Raw genomic sequence first — 2260 nt, 5'->3', positions numbered from 1 at the left:
GATGTTATGAGGTACAAGAACCCCACCCCCAACCCCCTCCCCGCTTGCGGGGAGGGGGCTTAAGATGTACCTTATAAGAGCGAAAACCGCTGTAATATTTCTTCATTCACTCGTGAACGGATAGGTTGACCTATATCAATTAAACGAAAATGATTTTGATATAGAAATCCCATAATTTCATTTGAATGAATTTATAATAACTGCAAGCTCGATAAATTCTGCACCATAATCCGTTCGTAGAAATACATTATTTATCATAATTAAAATTTCGTAAATAATTGATTAGTAAAACTATGCTTATGGACTAACAAATTATGCTTTTGATACCAATCAAAACTATGATCTGCTATGGTTTGCCAATTAAATTGGTCTCCTAAATCATTTCTATCAATATCAGGAACCCAATAGTGTTTTCCTGCCTCTATTCCATCAATTATTGCAACACTGCCTTTGGCGTTAATTGGTAATAGTCTATAAGCGCAATAAGCTGCGAAAATAGTTGACTTACCTAGATATTCTGGGTTATAGTCCATAAACCCTGCAACAGAATCTGTGAAGATTTTTCTTATTTCATCAACAGGTTGTTTTCCTTTTTCCAAGATAGGTACTTGTCCAATAAAAGATGGAGTAACATCTGTCGGACTTCCTATGTCCCAGATTTCTTTAATCTTTAACTGCTGACAAGCATAGTTTAAAATTGGCAGACAATTTCTATAAACTCTTTCTCTCTTAGAAACCCCTCCAAAAATTACTAATCTCTGTTGACGTTCTGATAAATTAGGAGGTAATTTGTCTGGTTCTCCAACGGTAGAAAAAACGGGAAGGAATAAAACTTGATTATGTTTTCCTTGACTGATTTGGGTAATTATATCAGCATAGAGTTGTTTACTGGTAATACAGCGATCGCTCAATTTTGTCAACCGTGCTGCTAACTCTCTTTGTAAAGAAGATAACCAAAAAGAACTTGTCCAAGGAGGTCCAGATGCGTAAAGTTCATGGAACATGGTAACAAGATTGCTCTTAGGATGTAGACTTTTCCACCGCTGTAATCCATCTACTAACCATAGCGGACAACCTCTTTGAGCATAGCCATAACCTACATAGTGTAACAGGACGGGGGAGGAGCAATGATAACTTGATAATAGGGTTGCTAATGTGTTAGCAGAATTATCTGTAATTTGACTAATAGTAAATCCTTCAATTTCTAATGCACCTTGCCATGTAGAATTACCGACGATAAAATCGGTGTGAATATTAAAATCTTTACGTAGTTGACGAGCTAAATTCAAAGCATAATCCCCTACACCATCAATTGCGGGGGGAAGTCGCGGTACAATGGCAATTACAGTAGTTAAATTACTCATATTTGATTCTTAAATTTATGTCATACAGTGAATTTACCACAATTGATAAAGTTAAAAGGGCTTTCAACTTAATTATCGAAGAAGATCATAATCTATTTACTGAAGTCGAAGGTCTTGTCTTATCTGATTATCTGAAGCAAACACTGAAGGAATACTTACCTCTAGCAACTGCTATTAATACGGAAAAAGCCCGTTCTGAATTTTTAATTGCCCCTATTTTAGCAGAAGTACGTCGTTTAGCTAACTATCAAATTAGTTTATTTTCTGGAACTGAATTTGATGTTGATCAGGAAAAAGGGTTATCTGGCTATTGTGACTATATTATTAGCTGCTCAAAAGAACAGTATTTTATTAGTGTACCAGTAGTTACGATTGTGGAAGCTAAAAATGAAAATATTAAGGGTGGTTTAGGCCAATGTATTGCTGAAATGGTAGCTGCTCAAATATTTAATCAGCAAGAACATCACCCTTTACCAGAAATTTATGGTGTGGTTTCGACGGGAACTGTTTGGAAATTTCTGATTTTGAAAGATAATCTTGTTTTAATTGATTCTCAGGAGTATTACATTAATCAAGTTAATATCATTTTAGCTATTATCCTCCTACCTATTAATTATTGTGTTGATATAGCAGTTATCGGTTGAGTGAGATACAATAACCCCACCCCCAACCCCCTCCCCGCAAGCGAGGAGGGGGCTTATGATGTAATTTATTAAAGTGCATACCGCTATATAGCAATTCGGAATTATTGAGAATAGAACAGAACTGTGTAGAATTAGTAACTGGGTTTTGCAACTGTGCCAAAAACGAATCTAACTACAAATTCCTGTGGGTATTTAACCAGGTATCTATGTCTGTAAAGTTGGTAAAATCAAGCAAGGCTTCTCCTAATGCTT

Annotated in this window: 2 protein-coding genes; one reads left to right on the top strand and one right to left on the bottom strand. The window is 35.8% G+C overall.

Annotated features, from left to right (window positions below; genetic code table 11):
* Window positions 1–260: 260 nt before the first annotated feature.
* Window positions 261–1364: a hypothetical protein gene (locus tag ACIR131C_RS0119015; protein WP_028091462.1), complete on the bottom strand. Its 1104-nt coding sequence runs from the start codon at window positions 1362–1364 to the stop codon at window positions 261–263.
* A 17-nt stretch (window positions 1365–1381) separates the two neighbouring features.
* On the opposite strand from ACIR131C_RS0119015, the gene ACIR131C_RS0119010 reads away from it, so the two are divergent.
* Window positions 1382–2008 (top strand): hypothetical protein, encoded by a 627-nt coding sequence (locus ACIR131C_RS0119010; protein ID WP_028091461.1) that lies wholly within the window; start codon window positions 1382–1384, stop codon window positions 2006–2008.
* The last annotated feature ends 252 nt before the right edge of the window (window positions 2009–2260 follow it).

It is taken from the genome of Dolichospermum circinale AWQC131C, from assembly GCF_000426905.1.
GTDB classification, from domain to species: domain Bacteria; phylum Cyanobacteriota; class Cyanobacteriia; order Cyanobacteriales; family Nostocaceae; genus Dolichospermum; species Dolichospermum circinale.
Note: the sequence above shows the minus strand (reverse complement) of the source record. Positions and strands in the feature narration are given on the sequence as shown.

What these genes read in the sequence shown, in the direction of transcription:
- ACIR131C_RS0119015 (WP_028091462.1), bottom strand. Translation starts at nt 1,364, where the DNA reads ATGAGTAATTTAACTACTGTAATTGCCATTGTACCGCGACTTCCCCCC.
- ACIR131C_RS0119010 (WP_028091461.1), top strand. Translation starts at nt 1,382, where the DNA reads ATGTCATACAGTGAATTTACCACAATTGATAAAGTTAAAAGGGCTTTC.